The sequence below is a fragment of the [Actinomadura] parvosata subsp. kistnae genome, assembly GCF_900323885.1.
In the GTDB taxonomy this organism is placed as follows: domain Bacteria; phylum Actinomycetota; class Actinomycetes; order Streptosporangiales; family Streptosporangiaceae; genus Nonomuraea; species Nonomuraea composti.
Genome location: NZ_OOHJ01000018.1, coordinates 2,439,759 through 2,454,171, shown reverse-complemented (window position 1 = coordinate 2,454,171; position 14,413 = coordinate 2,439,759). Strand labels below are relative to the sequence as shown.

Below are 14,413 nucleotides of genomic sequence, written 5' to 3'. Positions count from 1 at the left end.
TTCCAACAAATCTCGACTCGGGGGAGTCAGGGGGAATCGGGCGCCCGGACGAGCTCGCACCGGCCGTCCACGCACTGCCGCCGCAGCCGGCCCATCGAGACGGTCTGCGCCAGCCCGATCATCCAGCACATCGGGCAGCCGCGCAGGACGAGCAGGCCCAGCGGGGCCAGCACCAGGCTCACCAGGCCGAGCACCGGGATCAGCGCGACCGAGCCGATCAACGCGCCGAACCCGGCCGCGCCCCGCACCAGGTGCCGCGCCAGCGACGCACTCGCGAAGCTCCCCTCACCGGCCGCTGCGCCGGTCGCGCCGCCGCCCCTCGCCTTGCCGCCGTAGTTCCGTCCGTCAGTCATCGTCGCCTCCCCAGGACGTGCTCTCCAGCGTGCGCTGCACCGCCGCGCGGGCGCGGTGCAGCCGCGACTTCATCGCCGCGACGCTCAGGCCCAGCGCCCCGGCCACCATCCGCCCGCTCAGCCCCTGGATGTCGCGCATGATCAGAACGTTGCGCTGGTCGGCGGGCAGGGCGGCGATGGCCGCCGCCACCCTGTCGGCCTCGAGCCGCCGCAGCACCTCGTCCTCGGCCGACGACGCGGCCGGCCGCTCGGCCTCGTAGGCCGCCGGCACGACGGGCGGCGGGTGCCGGAGGGTCAGGCGGGCGCGGCGCAGGCACTCGTTGCGCACGATGCGGAACATCCACGACGCCAGCGCGCCGGTCGCCCGCAACGTGCCGATCTTCCGGTAGAGGATGATCAGCGCCTCCTGCGCGGCGTCCTCCGCGTCCTCGGGCGTGGCGCACAACGTACGGGCGAAGCGCCGCACGTGCGGGTGCGAGCCGGACACCAGCGCGGAGATCGACTCGACGTCCCCGCGCTGCGCCGCGACGATCAGCCGCTCGCCCGGCCAGGTCGCCTCAGCCACGGGAGCGCCTCCTCCTGCGCAGGGTCACGACGCACGCGCAGACGAGCACGGCCGCGACGACGACGGCGGCGATGATGCCAACGGACACGACAACCTCCCAGTTCTCGGGTTTCTTCGCTTATGAGAGGCGCCGCCCGTCACGGAGGATTCGGGTGGGGAATCCTGGACGTGAGTGAACCACCTTCCCCTGAGGAGCGCATCGCGTGACCGAAGCAGCCGGCGACGTCCTCTACGTCATCGTCAGTGCCGCCGAATCGGCGTCCGGGGTGGGCGAGCTCGTCACCCTCGCCCAGGACGCGGGCTGGATCGTGCAGATCGTGGCCACGCCGTCCGCGCTGGCCTTCATCGACGAGGCCGAGCTGGAGCGGCGGACGGGCCGCCCGGTACGCAGCCGCTACCGCAAGCCGCACGAGCCGAAACCGCCCAGGGCGGACGCCATGATCGTGGCGCCGGCGACGTTCAACACGATCAACAAGTTCGCCCAGGGCATCACCGACACCTACGCGCTCGGCGTGCTGGCGGAGGCGCCGGGGCTGGGCATCCCGGTGGTCGTGCTGCCGTTCGTGAACGACGCGCTGGCCGCCCGCACGCCCTACCGCCGCAGCCTCGACGACCTGCGCGCGGACGGGGTGCGGATCGTGCTCGACCCGGGCGACAACCCCTGGCAGCGGGCGCTGGAGGAGCTGGGCGCGCGGCCGTCGGGCGCGCTTGCCTCTGACACCGTGTGAGGGCCTATGCCTGGACAGAGACCGATGCTGAAGGAGGTTCCATGGTGGGGATGACGGAGCGGGTGGACGCGGTCCTGCGCGCGGGCGGGACGCCGCACCTGCACGGGCTGGTGGTGCTGCGTGACGGGGAGGTCGTGCTCGAACGGTACGGCGCCGGGCCCGACCACGCGCTGAACATGCCGCTCGGGCACGTGGAGTTCGGCCGCGACACCTTGCACGACCTCAGGTCCGTGTCGAAGAGCGTCGTGGGTGTCGTGTACGGGATCGCGCTGGGTGAGGGGCTGGTGCCGGAGCCGGGGGCGTCGCTGGTGCGGCAGTTCCCCGAGTACGACCTCCCGGGCCGGGAGCACCTGACGATCGAGCACGCGCTGACCATGACGCTCGGGCTGGAGTGGAACGAGCAGCTGCCGTACACCGACCCGGCCAACAGCGAGATCGCGATGGAGCTCGCGCCCGACCGGCACCGCTACGTGCTGGAGCGGCCGGTCGTGGAGGAGGCCGGCAAGCGGTGGCACTACTGCGGCGGCGCGTCCGCCCTGATCGGGGAGATCATCACGCGCGGGGCGGGCCGGCCGCTGCCCGAGTACGCGGCGGCCAGGCTGTTCGAGCCGCTGGGCATCTCCGCGTTCGAGTGGTCGATGGGCGACGACGGCGCCGCGCGAGCGGCGTCGGGGCTGCGGCTGCGGCCGATCGACCTGGCCGCCGTCGGGCAGCTCGTGCTCGACGGCGGGCGCGGCATCGTGCCCGGCGAGTGGATCGAGGAGATGCTGCGCCCCCGGGTCGTCACCGACGGCGGCGGCGGGTACGGCTACCAGTGGTACCTCAGCCGGGACGGGCGGATGGCCGAGGGGATCGGGAACGGGGGGCAGCGGCTCGTCGTGGTGCCGGAGAAGAGGCTGGTCGTGGCGGTGACGGCCGGGGAGTACGACCGGGGGCTGGGCAGCTCGCAGGCGGTGCTGGACGCCGTTCTCGAACCCTAGGGGATGAGCAGGACGCGGCCGGTCACGGCGCGGCTCTCCAGGAGGCGGTGGGCGTCGGCGGCCTGCTCCAGGGGGAGCGTGCGGGCGATGTCCGCCTCGGCGCGCCCGGACGCGAGCCGGGCCAGCAGCTCGGGGTAGTGCGTGCCGAAGACCTGCCCGGCCCAGGCGGCGCCGCTGCACGCGGTCACGGTCACGCCGCGGGGCATGAGGTCGGCGGCGGTGACGGCGGCCTGCTCGCCGCTGAGCAGGCCGTAGTAGAGCATCCGGCCGGTGCCGGGGGTGAGGTGGGCGAGCACCTGCCCGGCCGACGTGCCGCCGATCGACTCGAAGACCACGTCCACGTTCTCGGGCAGCCCGTCGGGCCAGCCGGGGGTGCCGTGGTCGAGGACGGTGTCGGCGCCCAGCTCGGCGGCGCGGGCGCGCTTGGCGGGGGATCCGGCGGTGGCGATCACGTGGCCGGCGCCGAACTCCTTGGCGTGGCGTACCAGGTGGGCGCCGACCGAGCTGGTGCCGGCCTCGACCAGGACCGTCTCCCCGCCGGTGAGCGCCGCCTTGTGCAGCAGGGCGAGCGCGAGCGCGCCGGGGGCCGCCGCGGCCAGTGCCCGCTCGGGGGTCACGCCGTCGGGCACCGGGCAGGTGAGGGCGGCGGGGAGCGCCACGTACTCGGCGTAGGCGCCGAGCCCGCCGGTCACGCCGACCAGCGTGGCGCCGAGCAGCTTCTCGTCCACGCCCGCGCCCACCTCGACGACCTCGCCGGCCACCTCCGCGCCGATCACGGCGGGCAGGGGGAGCGGGAACGGCAGGACGCCCGCGCGGATCTGGGTCTCGGCGAAGCTGACGCCGATGGCCTGGGCGCGGACGAGCGCCTGGCCCTCCTCGGGCCGGGGGCGGGGGAGGTCGGTGAGCTGGAGCTGCTCCGGCCCGCCGGTCGCTGTCAGAACGATCGCGCGCATGACATCATGCCTCTCAAGTTGACCGATGGTCCATTTACTATATGGACCGCTGGTCAATTTTGTCCATGGGAAAGAATTGCCGGATGGAACGTCGAGAGCGGGCCGACGCCGCCCGTAACAGGCAGGCCATCCTGCGGGCGGCCGAGGAGCTGCTCCGGCGGCACCCGCCCGAGCAGGTCTCCGTCGAGCGGGTCGCCACGGCGGCCGGCGTCGGCAAGGGGACGGTCTTCCACCGCTTCGGCAGCCGTACGGGGCTCATGCGCGAGCTCATGGCCGAGCGGGCCCGCGAGCTGGAGCAGGCCGTCGCCGAAGGGCCGCCGCCGCTCGGGCCGGGCGCGGAGCCGGAGGCGCGGCTCGTCGCGTTCCTCGCGCGGGTGGCCGAGCTGGGGGCGCGCAACGGGAATCTCATGGCGGCGCACGAGCACGCCGTCCTCACCGCGAAGGGCGAGCGCCGCGAGGACAACCCGATCTACGTGTCCTGGCACCGGCACGTGTCCGGGCTGATCGCGGAGGGGCGGCCCGACGTGGACGCCGAGGAGATCGCCCACATGCTGCTCGGCACCCTGCACATGGAGCCGATCGCGAGCCAGCTGCGCGCCGGGGAGCACGAGCGCCTGGCGGCCGGCTTCGCCGACCTGGTCAAAGGGCTGTTCAGAGGGGCAGGTGGGTGACGGCTGAGCGGAAGGCTGTCACGGCGGCGACGATCGCCGGGTGGCCGCCGTTCCCCTTCCTGAACGCGGCCAGCGTGCGGCGGCTCAGCGGCAGGCGGGTGAGCCGCACGCCGGGCGGCGGCGCGGTCGCCGCCAGGTGCGGGACGAGCGCCACCCCCTGACCGGCCGCGGCCAGCGCGAGCACGGTGTCGAAGTCGTCGACGTGGTGCCGCACGACCGGCTCGAACCCGGCCGCCTGGCAGGCCCTGATCGCCATCGTGTGGCAGAGCGTGCCGGGCTTGCCGGTGATCCACGCGTCGGTGCGGGCGGCGGCGACCGAGGGCCGGTCGGTCAGGTACATGGGCTCGCTGAACAGCGGCTCCGTCTCGATCAAGGCGTCGGTGACGGGCGGGACGAAGTCGTACTCGTGCACGAGCGCCACGTCCAGCTCGCCCGCGCGCAGCGCCGCCGAGACGTCCGCCGGGTCGATCTCGGCCACCATGGGCTCCAGCCCGGGGTGCGCGCCGGTCAGGCCGGCGAGGGCGGGCGGCAGCAGCACGCGGGCCGCCGTGGGGAACGCGCCGATGCGCAGCGGCCCCGACGGCCCGCCGCGGGCGGCGGCCAGCGCGGCCGACGCGCGTTCGAGCTGCTCCAGGACGGCCTGCGCGTGCTCGACCAGCAGGTGCCCCGCGGGTGTCAGCGTGACCGTGCGGCCGGTGCGTTCGAGCAGCGGCACGCCCGCCTCCCGCTCCAGCGCGCTGAGTTGCTGGGAGACGGCCGACGGCGTGAACGTGACCGCCTCGGCGACCGCGGCGATCGTGCCGCGCCGGGCCAGCTCGCGGAGGAGGTGGAGCTTGCGTGGGTCGAGCATAAGCTCAGCTTAAGCTCGAACGTAGAAATTCGCGCTGGTGCTAATGGGTCCCTCTGGGTCAGGCTCGAAGCATGCTGAGAGGAATCCACGTACCGCTGGTCACGCCGTTCGACGCGTCGGGCGCGGTGGCCGTTGACGCGATCGAGAAGCTCGCCCGGCAGGTGCTGGACCAGGGCGCCGCCGGCCTGGTGGCGCTGGGCACCACCGGCGAGGTGGCCGCGCTCGACCCCGCCGAGCGGGCCCGCGTGATCGAGGTGTGCGCGCGGGTCTGCGCCGAGCGGCAGGCGCTGCTGACCGTGGGGGTGACGGGCAACGACACCCGCTCGACGGCCAGGGCGCTGGCGGAGCTGCCCGAGGGGGTGCACGCCGCGCTGGTGACGGTCCCGTACTTCCTGCGGCCCGGCGAGCGCGGGGTCGACGCGCACTTCGAGGCGCTGGCCGAGCGGTCGCCGGTGCCGCTCGTGATCTACCACATCCCCTACCGCACCGGGCAGGCCGTCAGCGCCGCCACGCTGCGCGAGCTGGGCGCGCACCCGAAGATCGCGGGCATCAAGTACGCGGCCGGCGGCGTCACCCAGGAGACCGTGGAGCTGCTGGCCGAGCTGCCCGAGGGCTTCGAGGTGGTGTGCGGCGACGACGCCTTCATCTCCCCGATGCTCGCCCTGGGCGCCGTGGGCGGCATCCTCGCCTCGGCGCACCTGGAGACCGCCGCCTTCGTGGAGCTGGCCGGCGCCTGGCAGGCGGGCGACGTCGGACGGGCGCGGGCGCTCGGGCACCGGCTGGCCCGGCTGTCGGCGGCGCTGTTCGCCGAGCCGAACCCGACCGTGCTCAAGGGCGTGCTGCACGCCCGCGGCCTGATCCCCACCCCCGACGTACGCCTGCCGCTCCTGCCCGCGAGCCCCGAGGCGGTGTCACAGGCTCGGCTGGTAGCGGTACATCCAGGCGAGTGACTCCTGGCTCGCGCTCTTCCTCAGGAAGATCGGCATCATCAGGTCTCGGAACACCCGGGCGACCGGGCCCGCGGCCTTGCTGTTGCTGATGGTCCTGGAGTAGGCCACGACCCGCTCCACCCGGGGCCGCCGCTCGGCCTCGAACCGCCGGAACGCCTCCTCGTGCCCGCCGCTCTCGCGCAGGCACCGGGCCAGCACGACCGCGTCCTCGACGGCGAGTGAGGCGCCCTGGCCGGAGCTGGGCGAGGTGGCGTGCGCGGCGTCGCCCGTCAGCAGCACCCGGCCGCGGTGCCACACGGGCACCGGGGGCAGGTCGTGGACCGGCAGGCCCGGCCCGACCGCGCTGCGGCGGATGAGGTCGGCGGAGCCGTTCGCGTCGTCCTCGAACGCCTTGACCAGCACCGGCTTCCAGTCGTCCGGGACGTCGCCGAGCCGGCGCGGCAGGTTCGCGAACCACCAGGTGGCGCCGGAGGTCGCCACTGTCCAGCCGAAGAACGCGCGCTTGCCGAAGACCATGTTGTAGACCCCTGGCTCGCCCGGCAGGCCGGCGTCCTCGACGATGCCGCCGAAGCTGTAGAGGCCGCTGTAGCGGGGGCGCGGGGCGTGCGGGTCGAGCAGCGCGCGGGTGCGCGAGTGGATGCCGTCGCAGGCGATCAGCAGGTCGCCGGTGGCGGTCGTGCCGTCCTCGAACCTGGCCGTGACGTGGGAGCCGGTGTCCTCGTAGGAGATCATGCGCTTGCCGAGCGCGATGCGGACGCCGCGCTGCTCGGCCTCCTCGCGCACGGTCCGGTACAGGTCGGAGCGCAGGACGGTGTGGCTCACGGTGCCGTCGTCGAGCCGCAGGCCGTTGGCCACCTCGCCCAGGCGCTTGCCGGAGCCGCTCCACATGACCATGCGCGGGGTGGGGATGGCGGTGGCCAGCACCTGCTGGTGCGCGCCGAGCGCACGCAGGGCGGCCAGGCCGTTGGAGGCCACGTTGAGGAACGAGCCGACGTTCTCGGCGGTCTGCCCGAACGCCTCGAAGATCTCCGCGTCGATGCCCGTCTCGCGCAGGGCCATCGCGGTGACGGGGCCGCCGATGCCGCAGCCTATGACCAGAGCCTTCATGGTGATAACCTTTCGTTCGTCCGAACGAAATATTAGGCATGAGGCGGGTGTCGGTGTCCAGAGATATTTCGGGGAAGCGAAAGAAATTGCTCGACGACCTCACGATCGCGGGCCGCGCGCACAGCAACGCCGCCGTGATGTACCACAGCGCCATGAGCGAGCGGATGGGCCTCGGCGTGACCGAGGAGAAGACGCTCGACGTGCTGCAACGGCTCGGGCCCCTGACGGCGGGGGAGATCGGCCGGCACACCGGCCTCGCGCCCGCCACGGTCAGCGGGCTGATCGACCGGCTGGAGGCCAAGTGGCTCGTCCGGCGCGTCCGCGACAGCAAGGACCGGCGCCGGGTCATCGTCGAGATCAACCACGAGCGGCTGGCCGGGTTCTCCGAGCTGTTCGGGCCGTTCGTGGCCGCCCTGTCCGAGCTGTACGAGCGCTACACCGACGAGGAGCTGGAGCTCATCCTCGACTGGCTCAACCGGGCCACGGCCGCCCAGCGGGAAGCCACGCGCGGGCTCACCGACGAATAAGGGGTGGACAGGAAGGTCGATTACGGGCTAGCTTCTTTCGCGATATGGGTTCCCTGTGATTCTCGCGCCAGAGGCGCATCCGCGTTGAGCCGATGAGCTCCGCCCGTGCCGCCTCACACCGGTCATGTTCCGAGCCGAGAAGAGGGGGTGGGCCCTTTATGCGTACTGCTGCTGCCCAACTGGCATTCGCCGAGATCACCAAGCGTTACGACACCCGCGTCGTCCTCGACCGCGTGTCCTTCACCGTCCGGCCGGGCGAGCGGATCGGGGTGATCGGGGACAACGGAGCGGGCAAGTCCACGCTGCTCCGGCTCATGGCCGGGGCCGAGCGGCCGGACAACGGCGACGTCACCGTCGTCGCGCCCGGCGGCGTGGGGTACCTCCCGCAGTCCCTGGAGCTGCCGGCGCACGCCACGGTGGCCGACGTCGTCGACCTCGCCCTGGCCGAGCTGCGCGACCTGGAGGCCCGCATGCGGGCGGCCGAGCACGCCCTCGCCACCGCCGAGGATGCAGATGTCTCCAGCGATGTCTCCAGCGATGGTGCCGAGGTGTATGCCCGGCTGGTGGCGGAGTTCGAGGCGCGCGGCGGTTACGAGGCCGACGCGCGGGTGGACGCCGCGCTGCACGGGCTCGGCCTGCCCGGGCTCGACCGGGCGCGGCCCGTCGGCACGCTCTCCGGCGGCGAGCGCTCCCGGCTCGCCCTGGCCGCCACCCTGGCCGCCGACCCCGAGCTGCTGCTGCTCGACGAGCCGACCAACGACCTGGACGACCGGGCCGTGGCCTGGCTCGAACAGCGGCTGCGCACCCACCGGGGCACCGTGGTGGCGATCACGCACGACCGCGTGTTCCTGGAGCGGGTGACCTCCGTCATCCTGGAGGTCGCCGAAGGGCAGGTGCGCCGGTACGGGGACGGGTACTCCGGCTACCTCGTCGCCAAGGCCGCCGAGCGGGCGGCGCGGCTGCGGGCGTACGAGGAGTGGAAGCACGAGCTGGCCCGGCACTCCGAGCTGGTCGCCGCCAACGCCGGGCGGATGGCGGCGATCCCGCGCAAGATGGCCAAGGCGGGCATGGGCACCGGCGCCTGGCGGGCGCGGGCGCGCACGCACGGCGCGGCGGGGCGCGTGCGGCAGTCCCACCAGCGCATGCGGTGGCTCAGGGACAACCCGGCGACCCGGCCCCCGGACCCGCTCCGCTTCACCCCCGCCATCGGGACGAGCCCGGTGGACGGACACACCCCAGGCCCGGCGCGGAGCGTGGCCGAGGGCGCGGTGGCGGTTCCGACCGGGAGCGCGGCCGGGGGTGCGGTGGCGGTTCCGATCGGGAGCGCGGCCGAAGGTGCGGTGGTGACGCTCGACGGCGTGCGGGTGGAGGGCCGGTTGCGGCTGGACGGTCTCACCGTGCGGGCCGGCGAGCGGCTGCTCGTCACCGGCCCGAACGGCGCCGGCAAGACCACGCTCATGCGGGTCCTGGCGGGCGAGCTTCGGCCGGACGCGGGCACCGTGCGCCGGACCGGCCGCGTCGGCCACCTGCGGCAGGACGGGCAGGCCGGGCCGGCGCGGCGGACGGTGCTGGAGGCGTTCGCCGCCGGCCGGCCGGGCCCGCCGGACGAGCACGCCGACGCGTTGCTGGCCCTGGGCCTGTTCCGGCCCGCCGACCTGCGGCTGCGCCTGGGCGAGCTGTCGTACGGGCAGCGCCGCAGGATCGAGCTGGCCCGCCTGGTGACCGAGCCGGTGGACCTGCTGCTCCTCGACGAGCCGACGAACCACCTGTCGCCGCAGCTCGTCGAGGAGCTGGAGGCGGCGCTGACCTCGTACGAGGGCGCGCTGGTGATCGTCACGCACGACCGCCGCATGCGTGCCGCCTTCACGGGCGCCCACCTGGAGCTGCGTGCGGGCTCAGCGGTCTGACTCCCTGATGGCCGTGCCGACCTCGCTCACCCGGTCGGCGAGCAGGCCGATGGCGCCGACGGCCCGGGTCATCGGGTCGTCCTCGGCCCCGCCGAGCGCCTTGGCCTTGAGGTAGGCCGCCTTGACCGCCGCCCAGCGCTCGGCCTGGGCGGGGGTCAGGCGGCCGCGCAGCTCGGCGAGCTTGAGCAGGTTGGACTCGGCGTCGGCGGTGAGGGTCTGGGCCTCGCCGAGGTAGTGGTCGTCGATGACCGCTTCGAGCTCGTCGTCGTTCATGGCGGGCACGATGCGCTCGGCCAGCTTGTTCATGTTGCGGTAGGAGCCCTGCAGCCGGTACGGCGGCTCGGTGCGGGCGGCGTCGGACTGGGCGGCGGAGGCGATGTAGGCCCGGTTGTTGGCCAGCACGACCTCCTGCACCCGCACGAGCTTGGCCAGGACGCTGAGTATCTGGTCCAGCTCGGGCTTGGTGTAGGGGTGCTTGAGCTGGTCGGGCCGGACGGCGGGGTCGTTCCTGGCCAGGCGGACGAGCAGCTCCACGTCGGAGCGGTCGCGGCCGGACAGGGGCGCGAGCACGGGGTTGGAGGTGAGGGCGTTGTCCACGTAGCTGAGCGCGAACAGCTCTTCCTTGCCGGACAGGACGTCGCCCAGGTTCCACACGTCGGCGCGGTTGGCCAGCATGTCGGGGATGCGGAAGCGCTGCCCCGACTCGGTGTACGGGTTGCCGGCCATGCACACGGCGAACCGCTTGCCGCGCAGGTCGTACGTCCGGGTGCGGCCGTTCCACACGCCTTCGATGCGGCGCTGGGCGTCGCAGAGCGAGATGAACTTCTGCAGCAGCTCGGGCGAGGTGTGCTGGATGTCGTCGAGGTAGAGCAGGGTGTTGTTGCCGGTCTCCAGCGCGAAGGAGATCTTCTCCACTTCCTGCCGGGCGGTGGCGTCGGGCGCGTCGGCCGGGTCGAGCGAGGTGACCTCGTGGCCGAGGGCGGGGCCGTTGACCTTGACGAAGACGAGGCCGAGGCGGCTGGCGACGTACTCCATGAGGGTGGTCTTGCCGTAGCCGGGCGGCGAGATGAGCAGGAGCAGGCCCATCTGGTCGGTGCGCCGGCCGGCGCCGGCGGCGCCGAGCTGTTTGGCGAGGTTGTCGCCGATCAGCGGCAGGTACACCTCGTCGAGCAGGCGGTTGCGGACGAACGCGCTCATGACCTTCGGCTTGTACTCGTCCAGGCGCAGGCGGCGCCGCTCGGCCTCGACCAGCTCGTTCCTGCGGCGCTGGTAGGCGCGGTAGGCGGGGACGCGTTCCTGGGCGAAGCGCCGCATCCTGGGCAGCAGCTCGTCGAGGCGGACGTCCAGCTTGCGGTCCTTGATCCTCGGGTGGGCGCCGAGCAGGCCGTCGACGGTCTCGCCGGTGGTGGCGCTGGAGTCGTGGCGGGGCAGGTGGTCGCAGAGCTGGACGGCGAGCGCTTCGGCCACCTCCGGCCCCTGGTGGTAGGCGGTGAGCCAGGCGTGGGCGAGCTGGACCCGCTCGGGCAGCGGCAGCGCCTTCAGGTCCGCCTCGAACTCACGCAGCCTGACCGGCCCGAGCGCGTGCCGGAAGCCGTCGAGGAGGTCGAGGGCGGCCTTGGCGGTGACGAACCCGGCGGGCGTGCCGCCCAGCTCCTCGACGAGGTATTCGCCGGCGAGGCCGACCGGAGGCAGGCCCAGATCGGGGAGGAACGCGGCGATCGCCCGGTCCAGCTCGTCGGCCAGGTCGCCGAGGGCGGGCGTGATACCGAAGATCGTGCGGGCTCTGACCAGCGACGCGGCGCGGGCGGCCAATGTTTTACGTGAAACCTCGTCCGTCCCGAACGCCCAGTAGAGCTGCGCCGCCGCCCGCGTCGCGGCGGGGTAGCGCAGCAAGCCGGCCCCCTCCCGCAGCCGGACCAGCGTGTCGAGGATGAGCGTGGCGTCGTGGTCGTGGACGCCGCGCTCGTAGCCCTCGTCGTAGCGCTCCTCGGCGGCCCGGCGGACCAGCTCCTCCAGAGGCGCCCCGGCGGTGACGGAGTCGAGCAGCGAGGCGGCCAGGTGCTCGGCCCGGTAGACCTCCGCCGTCTCGGAGACCAGCGTCTGGTCCCAGAAGGGCCGGGTGTCCTCGAAGGAGGCGGGCACGGGCGCCCGGTAGTCGGTGCCGGTGATCGCGAACTGCATGGCGCCGTCACCGGGCACCAGCGTCAGGTCGATGGGCTGGGTGTTGACGGCGAAGCGGTGGTGGCCGAGGCGCAGGGTCTCGCCGCCGTCCGAGAAGAGGTCGAGGCGGTCGCGCAGCGCCCGGCCGGCCTCCTGCTGGGCCGACTTCACCCGCCCGTCCAGCTCTTCTGCCCGTACGGCGTCGCCGAGCCCGCGCAGGTCGGCGGCGGCCGAGCGGACCTTGGCCACCATCGGGTCGGTCGCGAAGTACGTGTTGACCTCGTCCAGCGACGCCAGCGACCCCAGCCGCCTGGTGATGCTGCCGAGGATGCGCTCGGCGGAGGCGAAGACGCGGTCGGCGCGGCGGGCGAGGTCGTCGAGCTGGGTCTGCTTGCGGGCCGAGAACGCCTCGTAGACGTCGTCCCGCTTGGCGGCGAGCTGCGCGGCGAAGTCGTCGAACTCGCCGAAGCGCGACTCCAGCCCCTCGACCTGGAGCATGAGCCGCCCGAGCTGCTCGTCGCACTTCTCCGGCGTGTCGGCCATGGCCAGCGCGCCGGTGACGGCCTGCCCGAGCAGGGCGAACTCGGCGGCGAACGCGGCCCGCCCCTCCGAGCCCAGCAGCTCGCGCCGCCGCCCGTCGAGCACGGCCCTGGCCCGGTTCACGCCGCCGAGCACCTCGGCGATGCGGCCGAGGATCGAGGTGCGGACGGTGGCGTCGGCGATGTCCAGCGACCCGACGACCTCCGTGACCACCTCCAGCCCCTCGGCCTGCTCGGCCAGCCGGTCGGCGACGGGCGCGGCCTCGGCGACGGTGCCGATCGCGGCGGCTTCTGCGGCCAGCGCCTCGACGGCCGCGTGGTAGGCGGTGAACGCGTCCGCGCCCGACAGGAACGCCACGGCCCGCTTCCCGGCCGAGCCCAGCTCCTCCCGCACGGACGCGGACAGGCCGTCGAGGGCGGCCAGGTCGATGTAGCGGACCTCCCGCAGCGTCACCAGGTGCCCCTGGGCGCGGCGCAGCGTGGCCAGCAACGTGACCCAGGCGTCGGCGGTGGCCGGGGTGTCGGCCCGGGCGCGGCGGACGAGCTGGGTGGTCTCCTCGGTGGCCGCCTCAAGGGTCCGCGCGGCCTGGCGGGTGAGCTGCTCGACGTTCTCGTACTCGTCGAGCACCTGCTCGGCGGTGGCGCGCACGTCGGCGAGCGGCCCGCGCAGTCCGTGCTCGCCGAGCCAGTGGTAGGAGTCGAACGCCCGCGTGCAGGCCGCGATCAGCCCCTCGAACGTGCCGGCCGACGGCGCCATCTCCTCGACCATGCGCGCCACGGACAGGCAGTCGGAGATGCCGCGCACCAGCTCGGCGTTGCCGATGCGCTCCAGCGGCCCGGTGCCGGTGGGCTGGGCGGCGGCGTAGGTGTCCGACACGTACGGCGTCTGCCACACCTGCATCGGGTGCACCCGGGTCGGCTCGTCGGAGGTGGCGCGGAAGACCACCATCGTGCCGTCGTCGAACAGCGAGTACCCGTGGCAGACGATGGGGGTGGCCACCTCCTTCCTGATCACGTTGTACGGCAGCAGCAGCGAGCGCCCGTCGCCCCTGGCGTGGAAGACGTACAGGACGTCCTCGCCGTTGGGGGAGCGGACGACCCGCTCGAACTCCAGGTCGCTCACGTCCGTGTCGAACGTCTTGCTGACGCCGGTGGCCAGGTAGTAGCCGCCGGGGAAGATGAGCCCCTGGTCCTCGGGCAGCCGCTGGCAGGCCTGCCCGATGCCGTCGAGCCGGACGACCGTCTTGGTGCGGGTGTTGAAGACGAGGTGCCGCCGCTCGGTCTCCTTGTACGGGCGGATCCGCATGAGGATCAGCGGGCCGACGCGGGCGTACTCGACGTCGGCGTCCGCGAGGCTCTGCAGCGGCTCGGCGACCGGCTCGGCGTAGATGCCGGCGCCGGTCTCCGTGTTGTCCTCGATCTTGATGGTGAGGTCGCCGCCGACGGTCTCGACGAACACCTCGCCGCCGATGGAGATGTGCGGGTGGCGGCCGAGGACGTGGTCGTCGCGGGTGGTGGGCGTCCACTCGAAGTCGTGGGACGGGGGGAACGTGTGGTCCCGCTCCCCCCGATTGTCCTGATATTTCGGGACTCCGGAGGTGCTGACCGTCCAGCGCAGCACCCGCGTGTCCGCCGGCCCCGTCTGGAACACCGCCAGCAGCTTGCCCTCCACCCGCCGCAACTGCTGGAGCCTGGTCTCCTTGTAGTAGCGGTAGAGCTCGGCGAAGTCCTTCCTGAACGCCGGATCGTCCAGCGCCTCCAGCCGGTCGGCGTCGAAGCGGAACGCGTCGCCCTCGCGGGAGAAGCGGTGCACGGCGAACACGTCCGCGACCGTCGTCTCCGGCTTGAGCCCGATGAAGACGTTGTAGCCGAAGAGCATCACGTCGCCCAGGGAGACGATGTCCCTGGGGACGCAGTTGTTCTCGGTCCTGATCCGCTCGGTGCCGAGCAGGCGCAGCTCCGCGCCGCCGAAGACGCGCAGCCGCTCCTGGTTGACCGCCTCGGCCGCCTCCGCGAGGGCCTTGGCCTGGGCCTGGAGGCGGTTGCGCAGGACCTCGTACGTCCCGGCCTCCAGACCCGCTTCGAGCGTGCCCACTTGGCGCCGGTCAGCGCCGGTGCCCCCT

General features: G+C 73.4%; 12 protein-coding genes. 6 read left to right on the top strand and 6 right to left on the bottom strand.

Translation table 11 applies throughout. The features are described 5' to 3' along the window. Window positions 1-26: 26 nt before the first annotated feature. Together KIS93_RS31360 and KIS93_RS31355 are read right to left on the bottom strand one after the other, a co-directional pair. Window positions 27-353: a hypothetical protein gene (locus tag KIS93_RS31360; protein ID WP_230465710.1), complete on the bottom strand. Its 327-nt coding sequence runs from the start codon at window positions 351-353 to the stop codon at window positions 27-29. After that, window positions 346-918: an RNA polymerase sigma factor gene (locus KIS93_RS31355; protein WP_080044251.1), complete on the bottom strand. Its 573-nt coding sequence runs from the start codon at window positions 916-918 to the stop codon at window positions 346-348. The genes KIS93_RS31360 and KIS93_RS31355 overlap by 8 nt, the downstream gene beginning before the upstream one ends. A 203-nt stretch (window positions 919-1,121) precedes the next feature. On the opposite strand from KIS93_RS31355, the gene KIS93_RS31350 reads away from it, so the two are divergent. Both KIS93_RS31350 and KIS93_RS31345 read left to right on the top strand, forming a co-directional pair. Continuing rightward, window positions 1,122-1,646: a flavoprotein gene (locus tag KIS93_RS31350; RefSeq protein WP_080044252.1), complete on the top strand. Its 525-nt coding sequence runs from the start codon at window positions 1,122-1,124 to the stop codon at window positions 1,644-1,646. A gap of 41 nt (window positions 1,647-1,687) precedes the next feature. Further along, entirely contained in the window at window positions 1,688-2,626 is a 939-nt protein-coding gene (locus KIS93_RS31345) for a serine hydrolase domain-containing protein (protein WP_080044253.1), read from the top strand. Here the strand turns inward: KIS93_RS31345 and KIS93_RS31340 are convergent. Next, window positions 2,623-3,579, bottom strand: coding sequence for a quinone oxidoreductase family protein (locus tag KIS93_RS31340; RefSeq protein ID WP_080044254.1), 957 nt, complete (start codon window positions 3,577-3,579; stop codon window positions 2,623-2,625). The two genes, KIS93_RS31345 and KIS93_RS31340, sit on opposite strands and share 4 nt — an antisense overlap. An 83-nt stretch (window positions 3,580-3,662) precedes the next feature. Here KIS93_RS31340 and KIS93_RS31335 point away from each other — a divergent pair, with 83 nt between their 5' ends. Next, the gene (locus KIS93_RS31335) at window positions 3,663-4,250 is read left to right on the top strand and encodes a TetR/AcrR family transcriptional regulator (protein ID WP_186404525.1); all 588 of its coding nucleotides are present in this window, start codon (window positions 3,663-3,665) and stop codon (window positions 4,248-4,250) included. Here KIS93_RS31335 and KIS93_RS31330 read toward each other — a convergent pair. Further along, window positions 4,231-5,100: a LysR family transcriptional regulator gene (locus KIS93_RS31330; RefSeq protein ID WP_080044256.1), complete on the bottom strand. Its 870-nt coding sequence runs from the start codon at window positions 5,098-5,100 to the stop codon at window positions 4,231-4,233. The two genes, KIS93_RS31335 and KIS93_RS31330, sit on opposite strands and share 20 nt — an antisense overlap. 71 nt (window positions 5,101-5,171) lie before the next feature. Here KIS93_RS31330 and dapA point away from each other — a divergent pair, with 71 nt between their 5' ends. Further along, window positions 5,172-6,050, top strand: a complete 879-nt coding sequence (gene dapA / locus KIS93_RS31325; protein ID WP_080044257.1) for a 4-hydroxy-tetrahydrodipicolinate synthase — start codon at window positions 5,172-5,174, stop codon at window positions 6,048-6,050. On the opposite strand, the gene KIS93_RS31320 is transcribed toward dapA, so the two are convergent. Continuing rightward, entirely contained in the window at window positions 6,012-7,157 is a 1,146-nt protein-coding gene (locus KIS93_RS31320; RefSeq protein WP_080044258.1) for an FAD-dependent oxidoreductase, read from the bottom strand. The two genes, dapA and KIS93_RS31320, sit on opposite strands and share 39 nt — an antisense overlap. 38 nt (window positions 7,158-7,195) lie before the next feature. Here KIS93_RS31320 and KIS93_RS31315 point away from each other — a divergent pair, with 38 nt between their 5' ends. Further along, entirely contained in the window at window positions 7,196-7,684 is a 489-nt protein-coding gene (locus KIS93_RS31315; RefSeq protein WP_080044259.1) for a MarR family winged helix-turn-helix transcriptional regulator, read from the top strand. 158 nt (window positions 7,685-7,842) lie between these two features. Next, window positions 7,843-9,591: an ABC-F family ATP-binding cassette domain-containing protein gene (locus KIS93_RS31310; protein WP_080044260.1), complete on the top strand. Its 1,749-nt coding sequence runs from the start codon at window positions 7,843-7,845 to the stop codon at window positions 9,589-9,591. On the opposite strand, the gene KIS93_RS31305 is transcribed toward KIS93_RS31310, so the two are convergent. Then, a complete protein-coding gene (locus KIS93_RS31305) occupies window positions 9,580-14,385 on the bottom strand; it encodes a DNA repair ATPase (RefSeq protein WP_080044261.1) in 4,806 nt (1,601 codons plus the stop codon). The two genes, KIS93_RS31310 and KIS93_RS31305, sit on opposite strands and share 12 nt — an antisense overlap. Window positions 14,386-14,413: the final 28 nt, after the last annotated feature.